The organism is Enterobacter cloacae complex sp. 370H10 (assembly GCF_050031535.1).
GTDB classification, from domain to species: Bacteria; Pseudomonadota; Gammaproteobacteria; order Enterobacterales; family Enterobacteriaceae; genus Enterobacter; species Enterobacter intestinihominis.
In genome coordinates this window covers 5,121,766-5,142,774 of the sequence record NZ_JBLGWG010000001.1, presented here as the reverse complement: position 1 = coordinate 5,142,774, position 21,009 = coordinate 5,121,766, and the positions used below count along the sequence as shown (strand labels likewise).

The window sequence follows — 21,009 nt, the reverse complement described above, 5'->3', positions numbered from 1 at the left end:
AAGATGACTACCCAGGCTGTTTCTGGTCGCCGCTATTTCACAAAGGCATGGCTGATGGAACAAAAATCGCTGATTGCCCTGCTGGTGCTGATCGCGATTGTCTCGACCATGAGCCCGAACTTTTTTACCGTCAATAACCTGTTCAACATTCTTCAGCAGACCTCCGTCAACGCCATTATGGCGGTGGGGATGACGCTGGTGATTTTGACCTCGGGTATCGATCTGTCCGTCGGTTCCCTGCTGGCGCTCACCGGTGCGATTGCCGCGTCGATTGTCGGTATTGAGGTCAACGCGCTGGTGGCCGTTGCTGCTGCGCTGGTGGCAGGTGCGGCAATTGGCGCGGTAACCGGCGTGATTGTGGCAAAAGGCCGCGTACAGGCGTTTATTGCCACGCTGGTGATGATGCTGCTGCTGCGCGGCGTCACCATGGTGTACACCAACGGTAGCCCGGTGAATACCGGCTTTACCGAAAACGCCGATCTGTTTGGCTGGTTTGGTATCGGACGCCCGCTGGGTATCCCGACGCCAGTCTGGATTATGGCTATCGTCTTCCTGGCGGCATGGTACATGCTGCATCATACCCGTCTGGGTCGTTATATTTATGCGCTGGGCGGTAACGAATCGGCAACGCGTCTGTCCGGTATTAGCGTCAACAAAGTTAAAATTATCGTTTACTCCCTGTGCGGTCTGCTGGCATCTCTGGCGGGCATCATCGAAGTGGCGCGCCTCTCTTCCGCTCAGCCAACGGCGGGTACGGGCTATGAGCTGGATGCCATCGCGGCAGTGGTTCTGGGTGGTACGAGCCTTGCGGGCGGTAAAGGTCGCATTGTTGGGACATTGATCGGCGCACTGATCCTCGGTTTCCTGAATAATGGCTTGAATTTGTTAGGTGTTTCCTCCTATTACCAGATGATCGTTAAGGCAGTGGTGATTTTGCTGGCGGTACTGGTAGACAACAAAAAACAGTAACTGACGACACTACAGGACATCTTAGATATGAACATGAAAAAACTGGCTACCCTGGTTTCTGCTGTCGCGCTGAGCGCAACCGTAAGTGCTAACGCCATGGCGAAGGACACCATCGCGCTGGTTGTCTCTACCCTGAACAACCCGTTCTTCGTCTCCCTGAAGGATGGCGCGCAGAAAGAAGCAGACAAACTGGGTTACAACCTGGTGGTGCTGGATTCTCAGAACAACCCGGCGAAAGAGCTGGCTAACGTTCAGGACTTAACCGTTCGTGGTACCAAAATCCTGCTGATCAACCCAACCGATTCCGACGCGGTCGGTAACGCCGTGAAGATGGCAAACCAGGCGAAGATCCCGGTAATCACCCTGGACCGTCAGGCGACCAAAGGCGACGTTGTTAGCCATATTGCGTCTGATAACGTACTGGGCGGTAAAATCGCCGGTGACTACATCGCGAAGAAAGCAGGTGAAGGCGCGAAAGTGATCGAGTTGCAGGGTATCGCCGGGACTTCCGCGGCCCGTGAACGTGGTGAAGGTTTCCAGCAGGCTGTAGCGGCGCACAAATTTAACGTGCTGGCGAGCCAGCCGGCAGACTTCGACCGTACAAAGGGTCTGAACGTCATGCAGAACCTGCTGACCGCGCATCCTGATGTGCAGGCGGTATTCGCACAGAACGACGAAATGGCGCTCGGTGCGCTGCGTGCGCTCCAGACTGCGGGTAAATCAGATGTGATGGTTGTCGGATTTGACGGCACGCCGGATGGTGAAAAAGCAGTAAATGATGGCAAACTGGCTGCGACCATCGCTCAGCTGCCTGAGCAGATTGGCGCGACTGGCGTGCAAACTGCCGATAAAGTGCTGAAGGGCGAAAAAGTTCAGGCCAAATATCCTGTTGACCTGAAACTGGTCATTAAGCAGTAAAGGCGATTCAGGCAGTCGCTGGCTGCCTGAGGGACACCAAATAAAAGAAAAGTGTGGCATACGCCACCGGGTAATACCGGTGGCGCTCTCAGATGGACACCTCAATACATGAAAACCGCAGGCAACCTCGTCGTCCTTGGCAGTATCAATGCCGATCACATTCTTAACCTTGAAACGTTCCCCACTCCGGGCGAAACCGTCACCGGCAATCAGTATCAGGTCGCGTTCGGCGGTAAGGGTGCAAACCAGGCAGTTGCCGCCGGACGCAGCGGGGCAAATATCGCGTTTATCGCCTGTACGGGTGATGACGATACCGGCGAGCGCGTACGCAAACAGCTGGCAAGCGACAAAATCGACATCGCACCCGTCAGCGTGGTTGCAGGGGAATCTACCGGCGTGGCGCTGATTTTCGTCAATGCGGAAGGTGAGAATGTCATCGGTATTCATGCGGGGGCTAATGCCGCGTTAACGACTGAACGCGTCGAAGCGCAGCGTGGGATCATCGCCGGAGCGGAAGCCCTGCTGATGCAGCTGGAGTCACCGGTTGAAAGCGTGCTGGCCGCTGCGAAAATTGCGCATGAAAATCATACGTCTGTCGTACTTAACCCGGCGCCTGCCCGTGTATTATCAGACGAGCTGCTGGCGCTGGTGGATATCATCACCCCGAACGAAACCGAAGCGGAAAAGCTGACGGGTATCCGTGTCGAAAATGATGACGATGCCGCGCGTGCCGCGCTTGCGCTGCATGATAAAGGCATCGGCACCGTGATCATCACCCTCGGCAGCCGTGGGGTGTGGGCTAGCGTCAATGGCGAAGGCCGTCGCGTACCGGGCTTTAAGGTCAAAGCCATTGATACCATCGCCGCAGGTGACACCTTCAACGGTGCGCTGGTAACGGCGCTGCTGGAAGGAAAAGCAATGGATGACGCGATTCGCTTCGCGCATGCCGCCGCCGCGATTGCGGTAACGCGTAAAGGCGCTCAGCCTTCTGTTCCATGGCGTAAAGAGATTGATGAATTCTTAAGTCAGCAGGGGTAACGCTTGGCCACAATGAAAGATGTCGCCCGTATGGCGGGCGTTTCTACCTCGACTGTCTCCCACGTTATCAATAAGGATCGCTTCGTCAGCGAGGCGATTCGGGAGAAAGTTGACGCTGCAATTAAAGAACTCAACTATGCGCCGTCTGCGCTGGCCCGCAGCCTGAAGCTTAACCAGACGCGCACCATCGGCATGCTGATCACCGCCAGTACCAACCCTTTTTATTCTGAACTGGTGCGCGGCGTGGAGCGCAGCTGCTTCGAGCGCGGCTACAGCCTGGTGCTGTGCAATACCGAAGGCGATGAGCAGCGCATGAACCGAAACCTGGAGACGCTGATGCAAAAACGCGTCGACGGGCTGCTGCTGCTCTGTACCGAAACGCATCAACCCTCGAAAGAGATCATTCAGCGCTACCCTTCTATTCCTACGGTCATGATGGACTGGGCGCCGTTCGATGGCACCAGCGATCTGATCCAGGATAACTCGCTGCTGGGTGGCGATATGGCGACCCAGCATCTGATAGATAAAGGCCATACCCGCATCGCCTGTATTACCGGCCCGCTGGATAAAACCCCGGCGCGCTTGCGTCTGGAAGGCTATCTTTCGGCCATGGAACGGGCGGGGCTTGCCATTCCTGATGGCTATCGCATCACCGGCGATTTCGAATTTAACGGTGGATTTGAAGCAATGCAGAAACTGCTGGCGCAAGAGCCGCGCCCGCAGGCGGTGTTTATCGGTAACGATGCGATGGCATTCGGAGCTTATCAGGCGCTGTATCAGGCGGGATTACGTGTTCCGGACGACATGGCGATCGTCGGTTATGATGATATCGAACTGGCGCGCTACATGACGCCGCCGCTGACCACCATTCATCAGCCGAAGGATGAACTGGGTGAGCTGGCTATCGATGTGTTGATCCACCGCATGGCTCAGCCCACGCTGCAACAGCAACGTTTGCAGCTTACTCCTGTTCTGATGGAACGCGGTTCGGTTTAGCCTTCTCTTTATGACGCTCTTTAATCAGGTTCCGGCCGTCTTTTGGTTTTAACAACATAAAGACCACCGCCGATACCACGGTAAGCGCGCCCATGGTGATAAAGGTATAGTGGAACTGCTCAACGGTATTTGTACCGTCAAACCCTTCATAAAACCGCAGTACCGCCGCGCTCATGGCAACCCCGAGGCTGATCGACAGCTGTTGAGTGACCGCCAGTACGCTGTTGCCGCTGCTGGCATTCTCGTCGGTGAGGTCCCCAAGGGTGATGGTGTTCATCGACGTAAACTGCGTCGACATGGCCATACCCAGCACAAACAGCGGCAGGATCAGCATCCAGATGGGTAACGCCGCAGATTGCAGGGAGAACTGCGCAATCATCAATCCAATAAAGATCGTCACGCCAACCAGCGTCTTACGATAGCCAAACCAGCGCAGCACCTGCGTGACCGTCGATTTTGCCAGAATTGAGCCCATCGCTGTGGGGGCCATCATGCAGCCAGCAATCAGGGCCGGATAGCCGAAACCGACCTGGAGCATCAGCGGCATCAGGAACGGTACGCAGCCCGTGCCCAGACGCGAGGCAATATTGCCCGCGATCCCGACGGAAAACGTTCGGGTGTTAAACAGAGATAAAGAGATAAGCGGTGTCGGATGGCGACGCGCATGACGGATATATAGAAGGAACAGCAGAATACCGCTAAGAATGATGGCCAGCGCCAGCCACGTCGCTACGATTTTCTCGCCAAACAGCTCCATCCCGCTGGAGAACAGGACCAGGCTCAGGCCAAACAGGAAGAAGCCGCCCATATCGAAGCTGCGTCGTGGTGTGGTGAAGTTCGGCATATATTTGCGGGCATAGATTAGCCCTGCCACACCAATCGGAATATTAATCAGGAAGATCCAGTGCCAGCTTGCCCAGGTCACCAGTACGCCGCCGAGAACCGGGCCAAGTATCGGGCCGACCAGCCCCGGCATAGTCACAAAGTTGAGCACCGGGAGCAGTTCGCTGCGCGGATAGGCGCGCAATAACGCCAGACGCGCGACGGGCATCATCATCGCGCCGCCTATCCCCTGTAGAACGCGGAAGATAACCAGTTCCGTCAGAGAGGTAGAAAGGGCGCAAGCCAGAGAACCGAGGGTGAACAGCGTCACCGCCAGCATAAACACTTTGCGCGTGCCGAAACGATCGGCCAGCCAGCCGCTGACCGGAATGAGCATCGCCACCGTCAGGGTATAACTGACGATGGCGGATTGCATCGCCAGTGGGGAGCGGTTAAGGCTTTGGGCTATTGCGGGAAGGGCGGTATTGAGGATAGTGGCATCCAGTGCCTGCATAAAGAACGCCATGGCTGCAATCCACGGCAATCCGGCCATACTGCGTGCTTTTTTCTCTGTCATTTATTTACCTGCTGGTGGGTTGGCGCGGCCAGCAACGCCTGGCACGCACTCAGGGCTCGCTGCCCGTCGCTTTCCTGAATGGCATCGACTATCGCCTGATGCAGATCCAGCTTCACCACCTCATCCTGTGTGATAGAGGCAAAGTAAGTGTGGTACACAGAATGGAATAAAGAAGCAAAGGAGGTCAGGAAAGGATTTCCGCTCATATTATAGATATGTTCATGCCAGGCCATATCGACTTCTATCCAGCGCTCGCGGTTAAAGTGCTTTTTCAGATCCACCATCTCTTCCATAAAAGTATTGAGCTGCGCTTTTTGCTCTGCTGTGCCGAGCGTGGCGGCAAGCAGACAGGCCTGAGGCTCAAGACTGCTGCGCATGACCAGAAAGTGATCGACGACCTGATTAAAGTTATCTTCGGTCATCCACCAGGTGAGTAACTCCTGATCGAGAAAGTTCCAGTTCCCCTGAGGCATAACGCGGGTGCCAATGCGCGGGCGTGGAAGCACCATCCCTTTCGCCGTTAATGTTTTTACCGCTTCGCGAACGGCGGTACGGCTTACACCAAACTGATCCCCCAGCTCCATCTCGCTGGGCAGGATGCTACCTGGGGCATATTTACCCGCTAAGATCAGCTGAGCCAGCTTTTCTGCCAGCACATAGGACAGGTTTTTTTGAGCTGCCAGCTGTTGTGCGCTTAATGGCATCGCTTTTATTCCTTAAATATTGATGCGGCTAATTATGCCATCTCAGGTGTGATTGTGGTTGCAGATACATCAATTAGAACAATTTGTAGCTTGATCTCATCGCTTTTGGTGAAAAAAAACACGGTCAGAAACTTTTTTTAAATTACCTCTTGTCACTTCAGAAGAACTCCCTATAATGCGCCTCCACTGACACGGAACAACGGCACGCAAGCCGCCGGGTCAGCAGAGAAAAGCAAAATAAACGCTTGACTCTGAAGCGGGGAAGCGTAATATGCACACCCCGCGCCGCAGCGAAAACGTAGCGGCACTGCTCTTTAACAATTTATCAGACAATCTGTGTGGGCACTCAAAGTGACATGGATTCTTAACGTCCTCGGACGAAAAATGAATACCAAGTCTCTGAGTGAACACGTAATTCATTACGAAGTTTAATTCACGAGCATCAAACTTAAATTGAAGAGTTTGATCATGGCTCAGATTGAACGCTGGCGGCAGGCCTAACACATGCAAGTCGAACGGTAACAGGAAGCAGCTTGCTGCTTTGCTGACGAGTGGCGGACGGGTGAGTAATGTCTGGGAAACTGCCTGATGGAGGGGGATAACTACTGGAAACGGTAGCTAATACCGCATAACGTCGCAAGACCAAAGAGGGGGACCTTCGGGCCTCTTGCCATCGGATGTGCCCAGATGGGATTAGCTAGTAGGTGGGGTAACGGCTCACCTAGGCGACGATCCCTAGCTGGTCTGAGAGGATGACCAGCCACACTGGAACTGAGACACGGTCCAGACTCCTACGGGAGGCAGCAGTGGGGAATATTGCACAATGGGCGCAAGCCTGATGCAGCCATGCCGCGTGTATGAAGAAGGCCTTCGGGTTGTAAAGTACTTTCAGCGGGGAGGAAGGCGACAGGGTTAATAACCCTGTCGATTGACGTTACCCGCAGAAGAAGCACCGGCTAACTCCGTGCCAGCAGCCGCGGTAATACGGAGGGTGCAAGCGTTAATCGGAATTACTGGGCGTAAAGCGCACGCAGGCGGTCTGTCAAGTCGGATGTGAAATCCCCGGGCTCAACCTGGGAACTGCATTCGAAACTGGCAGGCTAGAGTCTTGTAGAGGGGGGTAGAATTCCAGGTGTAGCGGTGAAATGCGTAGAGATCTGGAGGAATACCGGTGGCGAAGGCGGCCCCCTGGACAAAGACTGACGCTCAGGTGCGAAAGCGTGGGGAGCAAACAGGATTAGATACCCTGGTAGTCCACGCCGTAAACGATGTCGACTTGGAGGTTGTGCCCTTGAGGCGTGGCTTCCGGAGCTAACGCGTTAAGTCGACCGCCTGGGGAGTACGGCCGCAAGGTTAAAACTCAAATGAATTGACGGGGGCCCGCACAAGCGGTGGAGCATGTGGTTTAATTCGATGCAACGCGAAGAACCTTACCTACTCTTGACATCCAGAGAACTTTCCAGAGATGGATTGGTGCCTTCGGGAACTCTGAGACAGGTGCTGCATGGCTGTCGTCAGCTCGTGTTGTGAAATGTTGGGTTAAGTCCCGCAACGAGCGCAACCCTTATCCTTTGTTGCCAGCGGTTAGGCCGGGAACTCAAAGGAGACTGCCAGTGATAAACTGGAGGAAGGTGGGGATGACGTCAAGTCATCATGGCCCTTACGAGTAGGGCTACACACGTGCTACAATGGCGCATACAAAGAGAAGCGACCTCGCGAGAGCAAGCGGACCTCATAAAGTGCGTCGTAGTCCGGATTGGAGTCTGCAACTCGACTCCATGAAGTCGGAATCGCTAGTAATCGTGGATCAGAATGCCACGGTGAATACGTTCCCGGGCCTTGTACACACCGCCCGTCACACCATGGGAGTGGGTTGCAAAAGAAGTAGGTAGCTTAACCTTCGGGAGGGCGCTTACCACTTTGTGATTCATGACTGGGGTGAAGTCGTAACAAGGTAACCGTAGGGGAACCTGCGGTTGGATCACCTCCTTACCTTAAAGAACCTGCCTTTGTAGTGCTCACACAGATTGTCTGATGAAAAGTAAATAGCAAGGCGTCTTGCGATTGAGACTGTACGTCCCCTTCGTCTAGAGGCCCAGGACACCGCCCTTTCACGGCGGTAACAGGGGTTCGAATCCCCTAGGGGACGCCACTTGCTGGTTCGTGAGTGAAAGTCACCTGCCGTCATATCTCAAAACTGACTTGCGAGTCATGTTTGAGATATTTGCTCTTTAAAAATCTGGATCAAGCTGAAAATTGAAACGACACACAGCTCATGTGTGTTCGAGTCTCTCAAATTTTCGCAATCAGAAGTGAAACATCTTCGGGTTGTGAGGTTAAGCGACTAAGCGTACACGGTGGATGCCCTGGCAGTCAGAGGCGATGAAGGACGTGCTAATCTGCGAAAAGCGCCGGCGAGGTGATATGAACCTTTGACCCGGCGATGTCCGAATGGGGAAACCCAGTGCAATCCGTTGCACTATCGTTAACTGAATACATAGGTTAACGAGGCGAACCGGGGGAACTGAAACATCTAAGTACCCCGAGGAAAAGAAATCAACCGAGATTCCCCCAGTAGCGGCGAGCGAACGGGGAGCAGCCCGGAGTCTGAATCAGCTTGTGTGTTAGTGGAACGGTCTGGAAAGTCCGACGGTACAGGGTGATAGTCCCGTACACGAAAGCACACTTGCTGTGAACTCGAAGAGTAGGGCGGGACACGTGGTATCCTGTCTGAATATGGGGGGACCATCCTCCAAGGCTAAATACTCCTGACTGACCGATAGTGAACCAGTACCGTGAGGGAAAGGCGAAAAGAACCCCGGCGAGGGGAGTGAAAAAGAACCTGAAACCGTGTACGTACAAGCAGTGGGAGCCTCTTTATGGGGTGACTGCGTACCTTTTGTATAATGGGTCAGCGACTTATATTCTGTAGCAAGGTTAACCGTATAGGGGAGCCGAAGGGAAACCGAGTCTTAACTGGGCGTTAAGTTGCAGGGTATAGACCCGAAACCCGGTGATCTAGCCATGGGCAGGTTGAAGGTTGGGTAACACTAACTGGAGGACCGAACCGACTAATGTTGAAAAATTAGCGGATGACCTGTGGCTGGGGGTGAAAGGCCAATCAAACCGGGAGATAGCTGGTTCTCCCCGAAAGCTATTTAGGTAGCGCCTCGTGAACTCATCTTCGGGGGTAGAGCACTGTTTCGGCTAGGGGGCCATCCCGGCTTACCAACCCGATGCAAACTACGAATACCGAAGAATGTTATCACGGGAGACACACGGCGGGTGCTAACGTCCGTCGTGAAGAGGGAAACAACCCAGACCGCCAGCTAAGGTCCCAAAGTCATGGTTAAGTGGGAAACGATGTGGGAAGGCACAGACAGCCAGGATGTTGGCTTAGAAGCAGCCATCATTTAAAGAAAGCGTAATAGCTCACTGGTCGAGTCGGCCTGCGCGGAAGATGTAACGGGGCTAAACCATGCACCGAAGCTGCGGCAGCGACGCTTATGCGTTGTTGGGTAGGGGAGCGTTCTGTAAGCCGTTGAAGGTGTCCTGTGAGGGGTGCTGGAGGTATCAGAAGTGCGAATGCTGACATAAGTAACGATAAAGCGGGTGAAAAGCCCGCTCGCCGGAAGACCAAGGGTTCCTGTCCAACGTTAATCGGGGCAGGGTGAGTCGACCCCTAAGGCGAGGCCGAAAGGCGTAGTCGATGGGAAACAGGTTAATATTCCTGTACTTGGTGTTACTGCGAAGGGGGGACGGAGAAGGCTATGTCAGCCGGGCGACGGTTGTCCCGGTTTAAGCATGTAGGCGGAGGTTCCAGGTAAATCCGGTACCTTATTAACGCTGAGGTGTGATGACGAGGCACTACGGTGCTGAAGTGATAAATGCCCTGCTTCCAGGAAAAGCCTCTAAGCATCAGGTAACACGAAATCGTACCCCAAACCGACACAGGTGGTCAGGTAGAGAATACCAAGGCGCTTGAGAGAACTCGGGTGAAGGAACTAGGCAAAATGGTGCCGTAACTTCGGGAGAAGGCACGCTGATAGGTAGGTGAAGCCCCTGCGGGCGGAGCTGAAATCAGTCGAAGATACCAGCTGGCTGCAACTGTTTATTAAAAACACAGCACTGTGCAAACACGAAAGTGGACGTATACGGTGTGACGCCTGCCCGGTGCCGGAAGGTTAATTGATGGGGTTAGCGGCAACGCGAAGCTCTTGATCGAAGCCCCGGTAAACGGCGGCCGTAACTATAACGGTCCTAAGGTAGCGAAATTCCTTGTCGGGTAAGTTCCGACCTGCACGAATGGCGTAATGATGGCCAGGCTGTCTCCACCCGAGACTCAGTGAAATTGAACTCGCTGTGAAGATGCAGTGTACCCGCGGCAAGACGGAAAGACCCCGTGAACCTTTACTATAGCTTGACACTGAACACTGGTCCTTGATGTGTAGGATAGGTGGGAGGCTTTGAAGCGTGGACGCCAGTCTGCGTGGAGCCAACCTTGAAATACCACCCTTTAATGGCTGGTGTTCTAACGTAGACCCGTAATCCGGGTTGCGGACAGTGTCTGGTGGGTAGTTTGACTGGGGCGGTCTCCTCCCAAAGAGTAACGGAGGAGCACGAAGGTTGGCTAATCCTGGTCGGACATCAGGAGGTTAGTGCAATGGCATAAGCCAGCTTGACTGCGAGCGTGACGGCGCGAGCAGGTGCGAAAGCAGGTCATAGTGATCCGGTGGTTCTGAATGGAAGGGCCATCGCTCAACGGATAAAAGGTACTCCGGGGATAACAGGCTGATACCGCCCAAGAGTTCATATCGACGGCGGTGTTTGGCACCTCGATGTCGGCTCATCACATCCTGGGGCTGAAGTAGGTCCCAAGGGTATGGCTGTTCGCCATTTAAAGTGGTACGCGAGCTGGGTTTAGAACGTCGTGAGACAGTTCGGTCCCTATCTGCCGTGGGCGCTGGAGAATTGAGGGGGGCTGCTCCTAGTACGAGAGGACCGGAGTGGACGCATCACTGGTGTTCGGGTTGTCATGCCAATGGCACTGCCCGGTAGCTAAATGCGGAAGAGATAAGTGCTGAAAGCATCTAAGCACGAAACTTGCCCCGAGATGAGTTCTCCCTGAGACTTTAAGTCTCCTGAAGGAACGTTGAAGACGACGACGTTGATAGGTCGGGTGTGTAAGCGCAGCGATGCGTTGAGCTAACCGATACTAATGAACCGTGAGGCTTAACCTTACAACGCCGAAGCTGTTTTGGCGAAGAGAGACAGACACGATTTTCAGCCTGATACAGATTAACAGAATTTGCCTGGCGGCTTTAGCGCGGTGGTCCCACCTGACCCCATGCCGAACTCAGAAGTGAAACGCCGTAGCGCCGATGGTAGTGTGGGGTCTCCCCATGTGAGAGTAGGGAACTGCCAGGCATCAAACAAGTGAAGAGGCCATCCGCAAGGATGGCCTTTTTGCGTTTGTACGTCGAAAAACGATAGGCCGGGTAAGGCGAAGCCGTCACCCGGCAGCTTTCAGACTGCACACCACGCCAAAATAAACTCTGCAATCCCCTCCACATTATTCAAATCCAGAACCGGTACTTCCAGCGTCAACGCAGCGTCACTGGCCACAGCAATCACATGTTCATCCAGCGTTAACTCACTTACATCATGCCCGGCACCGTTTCTGAACAGCAGGATCTTCGCAACAGCCTCGTGCTTAAACCCCTCAACCAGCACCAGATCCAGCGTGGAATGATCCATCCGGCTGACAAGATAAGCGAGATCCAGCGGTGCTTCATCCGGAGTTTCTGTCATTAACGCCCAGCGCTGGTTACTCGCCACCATCGTTTGTGCAGCGCCAGCCTTACGCAGCTCATAGCTATCTTTCCCCTGCTTATCGACATCCATGTTATGGTGCGTGTGCTTAATCAATCCGGGACGAATACCTTTAGCGCAAAGTGCAGGTATCAGCTTTTTTAGCAGCGTAGTCTTCCCGGTGCCGCTCCAGGCAGAGATCGCTAATACGGGTATCATTTCTTCTCCTGCATCATCTGCAAATCTTCCGTCGTGTTTACATTCACAAACGCCGATTTCATGTCGCTGAAATCAACGGAATGCCCTCCTGACTGGCGCATAAATACCATGACGCGTCGCTCTCCTGCGGCCAGGTAATCTTCCAGCGCAGATATTAACGAGCGATTAATCAATGCGATCGTCGGATGGTCGCGTTCGCCGTCGTGTACCCAGACGACGGGAGCACCCTCGCACCGCTGCACCAGACGTTCAACCAGACAGGACGGGATGAAGGGCGTATCACATGAACAAAAGAGAAACCACTCTCCGTGCGACTGCTGCATAACGGAAAGCATTCCCGCCAGCGGGCCGGGGTAGTCCACAAGCTTATCCTGATAAACCGGATATCCACTGCGCTGATAAATATCAACATGTCGGTTAGCGCTGATCGCCATCGACGACACCTGATTTGCCAGGGTATCAGCAACATGCTGCCATAAGGGGGTGTTGTTCAGGAGCTGAAGACCTTTATCTTTTCCGCCCATTCGCGTTGCCCTGCCTCCGGCAAGAACGACCCCGATGATTTCCTGGCATTGATTCACGAATATCGCCTCTTTTATTGTGGGATTGACCCTGCTAACGTGTCTCTCTAAATGAAAGGAGCACTACCATGAAATGTAAACGTCTTAATGAAGTCATTGAGCTTCTCCAGCCGGCCTGGCAAAAAGAGCCAGAGCTGAATCTGATGCAATTTTTACAGAAACTGGCGAAAGAGTCAGGTTTTGATGGCGAACTGGCAGACCTTTCTGACGACATCCTGATCTACCACCTCAAAATGCGTGACTCGGCTAAAGATGCTGTTATTCCTGGTATTCAGAAAGATTATGAAGAGGATTTTAAAACCGCATTACTGCGCGCCCGAGGCGTAATTAAAGAGTAAAAGCTTGTAAGCGGAGCCACCGAAATCGCCACAAGATGATATCCTGAATCATTCGTATAATTTCCGGATGATCGGATGAACGACCAGGCTTTTACTTTCCAGACACTACACCCGGATACCATTATGGATGCGCTGTTCGAGCAGGGTATTCGGGTGGATTCCGGGTTAACCCCTTTAAACAGCTACGAAAACCGTGTCTACCAATTTCAGGACGAAGAGCGCCAGCGCTTTGTCGTAAAGTTTTACCGGCCACAGCGCTGGTCCGCAGAACAAATTCAGGAAGAGCATCAGTTTGCCCACGATCTGCTGGATGACGATGTTCCCGTTGCGGCACCGCTCAAATTTAATAACCAAACGCTGCTGACCCATCAGGGTTTTTACTACGCGGTATTTCCGAGCCTGGGCGGAAGACAGTTTGAGGCAGATAATATCGATCAGATGGAATGGGTTGCCCGTTATCTGGGGCGCATTCATCAGACGGGACGTAAAAAATCGTTTGTTGCCCGACCGACGATTGGTGTTCAGGAATATCTTATTGAGCCGCGAGAGGTATTCGAAACATCGGCGCTGATCCCAAAGGCGCTTAAGGATAATTTCCTCACGGCGACCGATAAGCTTATTGATGCTGTAAAAGCCTGCTGGCGGGATGATATTACCGCTCTACGCCTGCACGGTGACTGCCACGCCGGGAATATTCTCTGGCGCGACGGCCCGCTATTTGTCGATCTTGATGACGCTCGTATGGGACCTGCGGTGCAGGATCTGTGGATGCTCCTGAACGGTGATAAAGCCGAGCAGCGCATGCAGCTTGAGACCATAATTGAAGCTTATGAAGAATTTAGCCCCTTTAATTCAGACGAAATTGCCCTGATAGAGCCTTTACGTGCGATGCGATTTGTTTATTATCTCGCGTGGTTAATCAGGCGTTGGGAAGACCCGGCTTTTCCCCGAAATTTCCCCTGGCTTACCGGGGAGGATTACTGGCGCAACCAGATATCCACATTTACCGAGCAGGTTAAGGTTCTACAGGAACCCCCTCTGCAATTAACGCCGATGTATTAATTGGACACACCCAGGAGAGAGTTAATCATGAAAAAAATTTGGCTGGCGCTGGCTGGTATGATTCTGGCATTTAGCGCAACTGCTGCGCAGTTTACCGACGGCAAGCAGTACATTACGCTGGACAAGCCTGTAGCTGGCGAGCCTCAGGTGCTGGAGTTCTTCTCCTTCTACTGCCCGCACTGCTACGAGTTTGAGCAGGTACTTCATGTTTCTGACAACGTGAAGAAAAAGCTGCCGGAAGGCACCAAAATGACGAAATACCACGTTGAGTTCCTTGGCCCATTGGGTAAAGATCTGACTCAGGCATGGGCGGTTGCGATTGCGCTGGGTGTGGAAGATAAGATCACCGCGCCTATGTTTGAAGCCGTACAGAAAACCCAGACCGTACAAACTACGGCAGATATCCGTAAAGTGTTTGTTGATGCCGGTGTGAAAGGTGAAGACTACGACGCTGCCTGGAACAGTTTTGTGGTGAAATCTCTCGTGGCACAGCAGGAAAAAGCTGCCGCTGACTTCCAGTTGCAGGGCGTGCCAGCGATGTATGTTAACGGTAAATACCAGGTAAATATGCGTGGTATGGACACCACCAGTATGGATATCTTCGTACAACAGTACGCTGATACCGTGAAACACCTGGTTGAGATGAAGTAACAAACATAAAGAAAACGCCGGTCATTGACCGGCGTTTTTGTATGAAGATTTTAACTCCGCTATCTGTTCGTCTTTCTCTTTCCAGAGTGTATTGAGCCAAAGCTGGAAACGACGTTTGAAGTTTTTATCGTTAACGTAATCACCGTGCAGTTCCGTATCGATGGGCAACAGATCAACGCGGACTACGATACGCGTCAGCTTGCCGCTGAGCATATCGTAGAACGGCGTCCTGTCGTTTTGCGGATAGCAGAGCGTTACGTTCAACAATTTATCAAACTGCTCACCCAGCACGTTGAGGGCCATTGCGATACCCGCTGCCTTTGGCGGCAACAGGTGCTGATACGGAGAGCGAGTCTGCTGGCGCTTCTCTTCGGTAAAGCGCGAACCTTCGACGAAATTAACTATGGTGGTGGGATGCGCGCGAAACTTCTCGCAAGAACGGCGCGTAGTTTCCACGTCCATACCGCGGCGTTCCGGATGACGAATCAGATAGCTGCGTGAATAGCGTTTCATAAACGGCATATCCAGCGCCCAGCAGGCCAGACCAATGAAAGGCACCCATGCCAGTTGCTGTTTCAGAAAGTATTTGTTCATCGGAATATGTTTGCGAAACAGCACGCACAATACAACGATGTCGGCCCAACTGTGATGATTGCAGATCAGCAGATACCAGTTCTTTTTATTCAGCTTCTCAAGGCCCTGCACGTCCCACTTTAACCAGGGGTTCAGATACAACAGGATCGCCAGCCCTTCACACCAGCAGTACATCATAAAATTACAAAAAGCAGACACTGCACGCCATACCGGAGGGACGGGCAGCAGGAGCTTAATTATTCCGGCAACGATGATTGGCACAGAACAGGCGATGGTAACCAGAATAGTTAAAATGACGCTTAGCAATAAGGTTATCGCAGCGAGTATTTTCGACATAATGAATTTTTTCAGATAGTTAGCTGTAATTAAGCAGCCGGCTATCCGGTGCTGGGCGCCGATCTTATCAGATATTGGCACAGACCAGGGCGCTTTCACACGAAGAGGCTGCGGCTTTTCCTGCCATGCAGCGAAATTTTCTATATAGACAGGGTGCTTACGTCTTATATCCACATAGACTAAATAACCATCAGTGGGATGGGATCTTAAGTGATCTGATTTCAAGTGATTGATTTTATTTGATAAATAATTTTTCAGTATCAGTTTTATTGAACTGTTATTCACCTGTATTAAAAATATACACAAACTTATCCACAGTTTGTTTTTGCGAGCGATCTTCACGATCGCAAAATCTTTTTCTGTATAAAGCGCTAAAACCTGATGTTTTCATCCTTCTGTGGCATCCTTTACCCATAAATTAATTAAAGGCACGGACATTATGGTTCAGATCCCAGAAAACCCACTTATACTCGTCGATGGCTCTTCTTACCTTTATCGGGCGTATCATGCGTTTCCTCCTCTGACCAACAGCGCAGGGGAACCTACCGGCGCAATGTACGGCGTGCTGAATATGCTACGCAGCCTGATTCTGCAATACCACCCAACCCATGCGGCCGTGGTGTTTGATGCGAAGGGGAAAACCTTCCGCGATGAATTATTTGAGCATTACAAATCTCACCGTCCTCCCATGCCTGACGATCTGCGTGCGCAGATTGAACCGCTGCACGCTATGGTCAAAGCGATGGGGCTGCCTTTGCTGGCTGTCTCGGGCGTTGAGGCTGACGACGTTATTGGCACCCTGGCGCGCGAAGCTGAAAAGGCTGGCCGCCCGGTGCTGATCAGTACCGGTGATAAAGACATGGCGCAGCTGGTAACACCTGGGATCACGCTGATTAATACCATGACCAACACCATTCTTGGCCCGGAAGAAGTGGTTGCCAAATATGGCGTGCCGCCAGAACTCATTATTGATTTCCTCGCCCTGATGGGGGATTCCTCGGATAACATCCCTGGTGTGCCGGGCGTGGGCGAAAAAACAGCTCAGGCGCTGCTGCAAGGGTTAGGTGGGTTGGATACGCTGTACGCTGAGTCCGACAAAATTGCCGGACTTACCTTCCGTGGTGCAAAAACCATGGCCGGAAAGCTCGCCGATAACAAAGAGGTGGCTTACCTCTCTTATCAGTTAGCCACCATCAAAACCGACGTCGAGCTGGAGCTTACCTGCGACCAGCTTGAAGTGCAGGAACCCGCCGCAGAAGAACTGCTTGGCCTGTTCAGAAAATACGAATTTAAACGCTGGACCACGGATGTCGAAGCCGGGAAATGGCTTCAGGCGAAAGGGGCAAAAGCTGCGGCGAAGCCGAAAGAAACTATCGTTGTCGATGCCGAAGAGCAGGCAGAAGAAGAAGCGGCAGCGCTCTCATTCGATAACTATGAAACCATCCTTGAAGAGTCGCAGCTCGTCGCCTGGATTGAAAAGCTGAAAAAAGCACCGGTATTTGCGTTCGATACCGAAACGGACAGTCTCGATAACATATCTGCCAATATGGTAGGTCTGTCATTCGCGACGGAGCCGGGTATGGCAGCCTATGTTCCGGTAGCGCATGACTATCTGGATGCGCCGGAGCAGATCTCGCGCGAGCGCGCCTTAGAACTGCTGAAGCCGATTCTGGAAGACGAGAAAGCGCTGAAGGTCGGGCAAAACCTGAAGTACGACCGCGGTATTCTGCAAAACTACGGCATTGAACTGCGTGGTATCGCTTTTGACACCATGCTGGAATCTTACATTCTGGACAGCGTGGCGGGCCGCCATGATATGGATTCCTTATCCGATCGTTGGCTGAAACACAAAACCATCACCTTTGAAGAAATTGCCGGTAAGGGCAAAAATCAGCTGACCTTTAACCAGATCGCGCTGGAAGAAGCAGGCCGCTACGCCGCGGAAGACGCTGACGTCACGCTACAGCTGCATCTCAAAATGTGGCCGAAATTGCAGAAGCACGAAGGGCCGCTGAATGTTTTCCAGAACATTGAGATGCCGCTGGTGCCTGTGCTGTCCCGCATTGAGCGTAACGGCGTCAAAATCGACCCAACGGTGCTGCATAATCACTCTGGCGAGCTGGCGCAGCGCCTGACCGAGCTTGAACAGAAAGCGCATGAGCTTGCTGGAGAGGCATTTAACCTGTCGTCACCGAAACAGCTGCAAACCATCCTGTTTGAAAAGCAGGGTATTAAACCGCTGAAGAAAACGCCGGGCGGCGCGCCTTCAACCTCTGAAGAGGTGCTGGAAGAGCTGGCGCTGGACTATCCGCTGCCAAAAGTTATCCTGCAGTACCGTGGTCTGGCCAAGCTGAAATCGACCTATACCGACAAACTGCCGTTGATGATCAACCCGAAAACGGGTCGCGTGCACACCTCCTATCACCAGGCTGTAGCGGCGACCGGGCGGCTTTCGTCAACCGATCCTAACCTGCAAAACATTCCGGTGCGTAATGAAGAGGGCCGCCGTATACGCCAGGCTTTCATTGCGCCAGAGGATTATCTGATTGTCTCCGCAGACTACTCGCAAATCGAACTGCGTATTATGGCGCACCTGTCGCGTGACAAAGGCCTGCTGACGGCATTTGCCGAAGGGAAGGATATCCACCGGGCGACAGCTGCCGAAGTGTTTGGCCTGCCGCTGGACAGCGTGACAAACGAACAGCGTCGTAGCGCTAAAGCGATTAACTTTGGCCTTATTTACGGCATGAGCGCATTTGGCCTTTCACGCCAGCTCAACATTCCGCGTAAAGAGTCGCAGAAGTATATGGATCTCTACTTTGAGCGCTATCCGGGCGTGCTGGAATATATGGAGCGTACCCGCGCGCAGGCGAAAGAGAAAGGCTACGTTGAAACGCTGGATGGCCGTCGTCTTTACCTTCCGGACATCAAATCCAGCAACGCCGCGCGCCGTGCTGGCGCTGAACGTGCTGCTATCAATGCCCCGATGCAGGGCACTGCGGCAGACATCATCAAACGCGCGATGATCGCCGTTGATGCCTGGCTGGAAAAAGAGAAACCGCGCGTGAAAATGATCATGCAGGTACACGATGAACTGGTATTTGAAGTCCATAAAGACGACCTGGAAAAGGTCTCTCAGAAGATCCATGAACTGATGGAAAACAGCATGAAGCTGGACGTTCCGTTGCTGGTGGAAGTGGGTAGCGGCGAAAACTGGGATCAGGCTCACTAAGCGTTATCGGAATAACGCGCGTTTTATGTAAGTAAGCAACATAAGTACGCGCGTTTTGTGACGATCATTAGAATTCCCTATGTAAAGAATGAAAAAAAACTACAAAAAGTGCTTTTTCAAGAGACAAAATAGGAGTAGAGTTAACGACGTAGGGTACAGAGGTAAGATGTTCTATCTTTCAGACCTTTTACTTCACGTAATCGGATTTGGCTGAATATTTTAGCCGCCCCAGTCAGTAATGACTGGGGCGTTTTTTATTGCGGAAAGGAAAGTTTCGGGCGAAAAAAACGCGGTCATCGCCGCGCCTGTTGTTACTCTGCTTCCGCTTCTGTCGCCGGTTCCAGATCGTTAAACCAGCTGTCTAGCTTCTGTCGCAGTTTGTCCACACCCTGCTTTTTCAGCGAGGAGAACGGTTCAACCTGTACATCACCGTTGAATGCCAGCACCGCTTCACGTACCTTGTTCACCTGCGCCTTGCGCGCGCCGCTCGCCAGCTTATCCGCTTTTGTCAGCAGCACCAGCACCGCAATATCGCTTGCCACCGCCCAGTCAATCATCTGCTGGTCGAGATCTTTTAGCGGGTGTCGAATATCCATCAGCACCACCAGACCTTTCAGACACATGCGTTTTTCCAGGTATTCACCCAGCGCACGCTGCCATTTGATCTTCATCTCTTCCGGTACCTGCGCGTAACCGTAGCCCGGTAAATCGACCAGGCGTTTGCCTTCAGCCACTTCAAACAGGTTAATCAGCTGAGTACGGCCAGGTGTTTTTGAGGTACGCGCCAGGTTTTTCTGATTGGTCAGCGTATTCAGGGCGCTGGATTTTCCCGCATTGGAGCGGCCAGCAAATGCCACTTCAATCCCTGTGTCTGAGGGCAGGTGGCGAATATCGGGCGCACTGGTGACAAAATGCGTCTGTTGGTAGTTCCAGGTAGTCACGTGGTCGTCTCCAAAAATCGTAATCTGCGGGGGATTATACCTGAATGCGGGCAAAAGGCTTTTCCCTTCGTCATTGACGTGTAAGTGAAAGCCCTATGGAATGTAAGAGATCTGCCCTTAAGCGTATGAGAAATTTAAGAGAAATCGCAGGCGCTAAAAAACTCAAAATATTAAAATTCAAAGAGTTATTAATGAGTAATTATCTGAAAATCCGGTTTAGTACCTTTTCGTTGCTTGTTAGTTTAAGAGAACAAGGTAAAGTGTGCGTCAAGGCGAGGATGCCAGCAGGAAAACGACTTAAGGATAAGGGTCAGGAGCGCCAGGAGGCGAAGACTCAGGATTGTCAGGACGACCGGCGCCTGGAGGCGTTTTTAACAGGAAACGGAACCGTATCACGGACGGTAGTAGCCAAGGGATAAACAGGGTTTGTTGAAGGCAAACAGGGAATGTCTGACCCGTTAAGGGTTGTGAGTCAGGAAAAAAGGCGACAGATTGCTCTGTCGCCTTTTTTCTTTGCTTGCTTTCTGCTAGATTTCGCCGCAATTCTATACTGAAGAAAACGACTTAAAGATAAAACATCATGAAAAAACCGACCTCCGCTGCGGGCGCGAAACGCCCTGCAAAAGCCCGCCGCAAAACGCGCGAAGAACTGAATCAGGAAGCGCGCGATCGCAAACGCGATAAAAAGCATCGTGGCCATACTGCGGGTAGCCGTGCTAACGGTGGCGGTGCCGCAGGCGCTTCTGCAAAAGGCAAACAGCAGAAAGATCCTCGTATCGGCAGTAAAACTCCCATTCCACTGGGCGTGACAGACACGCCGGTCACTAAGCAGCACAAACCAAAGAGCGAGAAACCTATGCTTTCACCGCAGGCTGAGCTGGATATGCTGGAGAACGATGAGCGCCTGGATGCGCTGCTGGAACGTCTTGAAGAGGGTGAAACCCTGACCGCTGAAGAGCAGTCCTGGGTAGATGCCAAACTGGATCGCATTGATGAATTGATGCAGAAGCTGGGTCTGTCCTACGATGATGAAGAAGACGAAGAGGAAGACGAAAAGCAGGAAGATATGATGCGTCTGCTGAAAGGTGGAAACTAACATTTGCACCCGGCAGGTACACTCGTCCTGCTTATAACCCTTCCGGTTATATGTTATCTGGTGTGGTTATTCGTTAAACTACGGCGGTTGTCGCGGCGACAGAAGTGGCTGCGCACCCGAATGA

Annotated in this window: 16 protein-coding genes, 1 tRNA gene and 3 rRNA genes; 14 read left to right on the top strand and 6 right to left on the bottom strand. The window is 52.6% G+C overall.

From position 1 onward, the window contains the following. The first annotated feature begins 3 nt into the window (after positions 1-3). From rbsC to rbsR, 4 genes are all read left to right on the top strand, one after another. A complete protein-coding gene (gene rbsC, locus ACQG2Q_RS25280; protein ID WP_063850468.1) occupies positions 4-969 on the top strand; it encodes a ribose ABC transporter permease in 966 nt (321 codons plus the stop codon). Between the two features lie 27 nt (positions 970-996). Then, positions 997-1,887 (top strand): ribose ABC transporter substrate-binding protein RbsB, encoded by an 891-nt coding sequence (gene rbsB / locus ACQG2Q_RS25275; protein ID WP_003862397.1) that lies wholly within the window; start codon positions 997-999, stop codon positions 1,885-1,887. Between the two features lie 108 nt (positions 1,888-1,995). Continuing rightward, positions 1,996-2,925 (top strand): ribokinase, encoded by a 930-nt coding sequence (gene rbsK / locus ACQG2Q_RS25270; RefSeq protein WP_022649865.1) that lies wholly within the window; start codon positions 1,996-1,998, stop codon positions 2,923-2,925. 3 nt (positions 2,926-2,928) lie between these two features. Beyond that, positions 2,929-3,921, top strand: a complete 993-nt coding sequence (gene rbsR, locus ACQG2Q_RS25265; protein ID WP_072202236.1) for a ribose operon transcriptional repressor RbsR — start codon at positions 2,929-2,931, stop codon at positions 3,919-3,921. Here rbsR and mdtD read toward each other — a convergent pair. Then, the gene (gene mdtD / locus ACQG2Q_RS25260; RefSeq protein WP_063850469.1) at positions 3,887-5,320 is read right to left on the bottom strand and encodes a multidrug transporter subunit MdtD; all 1,434 of its coding nucleotides are present in this window, start codon (positions 5,318-5,320) and stop codon (positions 3,887-3,889) included. The genes rbsR and mdtD overlap by 35 nt on opposite strands. Beyond that, complete coding sequence (locus ACQG2Q_RS25255; RefSeq protein ID WP_023298937.1) at positions 5,317-6,024, bottom strand: FadR/GntR family transcriptional regulator; 708 nt, start codon at positions 6,022-6,024, stop codon at positions 5,317-5,319. The genes mdtD and ACQG2Q_RS25255 overlap by 4 nt, the downstream gene beginning before the upstream one ends. A 450-nt stretch (positions 6,025-6,474) precedes the next feature. Between ACQG2Q_RS25255 and ACQG2Q_RS25250 the strand changes: the two genes are divergently transcribed. The 4 genes from ACQG2Q_RS25250 to rrf all read left to right on the top strand — a co-directional run bounded on the left by ACQG2Q_RS25250 (position 6,475) and on the right by rrf (position 11,451). Then, a 16S ribosomal RNA gene (locus ACQG2Q_RS25250) occupies positions 6,475-8,016 on the top strand. Positions 8,017-8,100: 84 nt separating this feature from the next. After that, positions 8,101-8,176 (top strand) — tRNA-Glu (locus tag ACQG2Q_RS25245). Between the two features lie 182 nt (positions 8,177-8,358). Then, positions 8,359-11,264 (top strand): 23S ribosomal RNA (locus tag ACQG2Q_RS25240). A gap of 71 nt (positions 11,265-11,335) precedes the next feature. Continuing rightward, positions 11,336-11,451, top strand: a 5S ribosomal RNA gene (rrf, locus tag ACQG2Q_RS25235). Together the 16S, 23S and 5S rRNA genes with 1 tRNA gene alongside form the textbook arrangement of a ribosomal RNA operon. A gap of 99 nt (positions 11,452-11,550) precedes the next feature. On the opposite strand, the gene mobB is transcribed toward rrf, so the two are convergent. Next, a complete protein-coding gene (gene mobB / locus ACQG2Q_RS25230) occupies positions 11,551-12,054 on the bottom strand; it encodes a molybdopterin-guanine dinucleotide biosynthesis protein MobB (RefSeq protein WP_063850111.1) in 504 nt (167 codons plus the stop codon). After that, complete coding sequence (gene mobA, locus ACQG2Q_RS25225) at positions 12,051-12,635, bottom strand: molybdenum cofactor guanylyltransferase MobA (RefSeq protein ID WP_022649860.1); 585 nt, start codon at positions 12,633-12,635, stop codon at positions 12,051-12,053. Before mobA ends, mobB begins: the two co-directional genes overlap by 4 nt. 68 nt (positions 12,636-12,703) lie before the next feature. Between mobA and ACQG2Q_RS25220 the strand changes: the two genes are divergently transcribed. The 3 genes from ACQG2Q_RS25220 to dsbA all read left to right on the top strand — a co-directional run bounded on the left by ACQG2Q_RS25220 (position 12,704) and on the right by dsbA (position 14,686). Next, positions 12,704-12,973 (top strand): YihD family protein, encoded by a 270-nt coding sequence (locus tag ACQG2Q_RS25220; RefSeq protein ID WP_003861904.1) that lies wholly within the window; start codon positions 12,704-12,706, stop codon positions 12,971-12,973. A 75-nt stretch (positions 12,974-13,048) separates the two neighbouring features. Further along, positions 13,049-14,035: a serine/threonine protein kinase gene (locus ACQG2Q_RS25215; protein WP_022649859.1), complete on the top strand. Its 987-nt coding sequence runs from the start codon at positions 13,049-13,051 to the stop codon at positions 14,033-14,035. A gap of 27 nt (positions 14,036-14,062) precedes the next feature. Continuing rightward, entirely contained in the window at positions 14,063-14,686 is a 624-nt protein-coding gene (dsbA, locus tag ACQG2Q_RS25210) for a thiol:disulfide interchange protein DsbA (RefSeq protein ID WP_022649858.1), read from the top strand. Positions 14,687-14,707: 21 nt separating this feature from the next. On the opposite strand, the gene ACQG2Q_RS25205 is transcribed toward dsbA, so the two are convergent. Then, entirely contained in the window at positions 14,708-15,616 is a 909-nt protein-coding gene (locus tag ACQG2Q_RS25205; RefSeq protein ID WP_063850112.1) for an acyltransferase, read from the bottom strand. 439 nt (positions 15,617-16,055) lie between these two features. Here ACQG2Q_RS25205 and polA point away from each other — a divergent pair, with 439 nt between their 5' ends. Further along, positions 16,056-18,848: a DNA polymerase I gene (gene polA / locus ACQG2Q_RS25200; protein ID WP_045308732.1), complete on the top strand. Its 2,793-nt coding sequence runs from the start codon at positions 16,056-16,058 to the stop codon at positions 18,846-18,848. Positions 18,849-19,159: 311 nt separating this feature from the next. Here polA and yihA read toward each other — a convergent pair whose 3' ends face one another. Beyond that, entirely contained in the window at positions 19,160-19,789 is a 630-nt protein-coding gene (yihA, locus tag ACQG2Q_RS25195; RefSeq protein WP_003861913.1) for a ribosome biogenesis GTP-binding protein YihA/YsxC, read from the bottom strand. Between the two features lie 95 nt (positions 19,790-19,884). Here yihA and ACQG2Q_RS25190 point away from each other — a divergent pair, with 95 nt between their 5' ends. Both ACQG2Q_RS25190 and yihI read left to right on the top strand, forming a co-directional pair. Beyond that, complete coding sequence (locus ACQG2Q_RS25190; protein WP_139154183.1) at positions 19,885-20,208, top strand: hypothetical protein; 324 nt, start codon at positions 19,885-19,887, stop codon at positions 20,206-20,208. Positions 20,209-20,369: 161 nt separating this feature from the next. Beyond that, positions 20,370-20,885, top strand: coding sequence for a Der GTPase-activating protein YihI (gene yihI, locus ACQG2Q_RS25185; protein WP_022649854.1), 516 nt, complete (start codon positions 20,370-20,372; stop codon positions 20,883-20,885). Positions 20,886-21,009 lie beyond the last annotated feature (124 nt).

Excerpts from the sequence above, each read along its gene's own strand:
- rbsC (WP_063850468.1), top strand. The coding sequence starts at position 4 with ATGACTACCCAGGCTGTTTCTGGTCGCCGCTATTTCACAAAGGCATGG.
- rbsB (WP_003862397.1), top strand. The coding sequence starts at position 997 with ATGAACATGAAAAAACTGGCTACCCTGGTTTCTGCTGTCGCGCTGAGC.
- rbsK (WP_022649865.1), top strand. The coding sequence starts at position 1,996 with ATGAAAACCGCAGGCAACCTCGTCGTCCTTGGCAGTATCAATGCCGAT.
- mdtD (WP_063850469.1), bottom strand. The coding sequence starts at position 5,320 with ATGACAGAGAAAAAAGCACGCAGTATGGCCGGATTGCCGTGGATTGCA.
- ACQG2Q_RS25255 (WP_023298937.1), bottom strand. The coding sequence starts at position 6,024 with ATGCCATTAAGCGCACAACAGCTGGCAGCTCAAAAAAACCTGTCCTAT.
- mobB (WP_063850111.1), bottom strand. The coding sequence starts at position 12,054 with ATGATACCCGTATTAGCGATCTCTGCCTGGAGCGGCACCGGGAAGACT.
- ACQG2Q_RS25220 (WP_003861904.1), top strand. The coding sequence starts at position 12,704 with ATGAAATGTAAACGTCTTAATGAAGTCATTGAGCTTCTCCAGCCGGCC.
- ACQG2Q_RS25215 (WP_022649859.1), top strand. The coding sequence starts at position 13,049 with ATGAACGACCAGGCTTTTACTTTCCAGACACTACACCCGGATACCATT.
- dsbA (WP_022649858.1), top strand. The coding sequence starts at position 14,063 with ATGAAAAAAATTTGGCTGGCGCTGGCTGGTATGATTCTGGCATTTAGC.
- ACQG2Q_RS25205 (WP_063850112.1), bottom strand. The coding sequence starts at position 15,616 with ATGTCGAAAATACTCGCTGCGATAACCTTATTGCTAAGCGTCATTTTA.
- polA (WP_045308732.1), top strand. The coding sequence starts at position 16,056 with ATGGTTCAGATCCCAGAAAACCCACTTATACTCGTCGATGGCTCTTCT.
- ACQG2Q_RS25190 (WP_139154183.1), top strand. The coding sequence starts at position 19,885 with ATGGAATGTAAGAGATCTGCCCTTAAGCGTATGAGAAATTTAAGAGAA.
- yihI (WP_022649854.1), top strand. The coding sequence starts at position 20,370 with ATGAAAAAACCGACCTCCGCTGCGGGCGCGAAACGCCCTGCAAAAGCC.